Origin of the sequence: Methylophaga pinxianii, assembly GCF_020447225.1 — a bacterium.
GTDB lineage: Bacteria > Pseudomonadota > Gammaproteobacteria > Nitrosococcales > Methylophagaceae > Methylophaga > Methylophaga pinxianii.
In genome coordinates this window covers 1-569 of the sequence record NZ_JAJAEO010000061.1, presented here as the reverse complement: position 1 = coordinate 569, position 569 = coordinate 1, and the positions used below count along the sequence as shown (strand labels likewise).

1 protein-coding gene is annotated in these 569 nt (G+C 42.2%); it reads left to right on the top strand.

Annotated elements, in window-relative coordinates; translation table 11 throughout:
- On the top strand, positions 1-520 hold a 520-nt coding region (locus LGT40_RS00280), incomplete at its 5' end, for a restriction endonuclease subunit S (RefSeq protein WP_226343104.1).
- Positions 521-569 lie beyond the last annotated feature (49 nt).

Genomic DNA, 569 nt, shown 5'->3' with positions numbered 1-569 from the left:
AGAGAGTCCATATCTAGGCAACATCAATGTCCGTTGGGGGGTATTCAACTTAGAAAACCTTAAGTCAATGAGAGTAGAGGAAACAGAGTTTGACCGCTATTCGTTGAAAGTCGGGGACCTTGTGATATGTGAAGGTGGCGAGCCTGGCCGATGTGCCGTTTGGGAAAACAATGATGCAACTGTTTTTATTCAAAAAGCACTACATCGTGTGCGATTCACAGACTCGTATAATTCAAAGTTTGCTTTTTACTATTTAGTATATGCAACACCTTTGGAGCGAGTCATAAAAAACTTCACTGGTACGACAATAAAGCACTTGACTGGTGCAGGCCTTAACAAAATCCATTTTCCGATATGTACTTTTCAGGAGCAAGGCAAGATTGTTAATGATTTAGAGCTTCAGTTTTCTGAGATTGAAGCGCTAGAAAAGGAATTAAATAGCCAGCTAAAAAAATCAGATTCGCTACGCCAATCTGTAGTTGCCCCCGCTAAAACGGACAGTCCTAACTTGCCACTTTGAGAGCGCGATACTCCCTCGGTGACATCATTTTCAATCCGCTATGCGGATG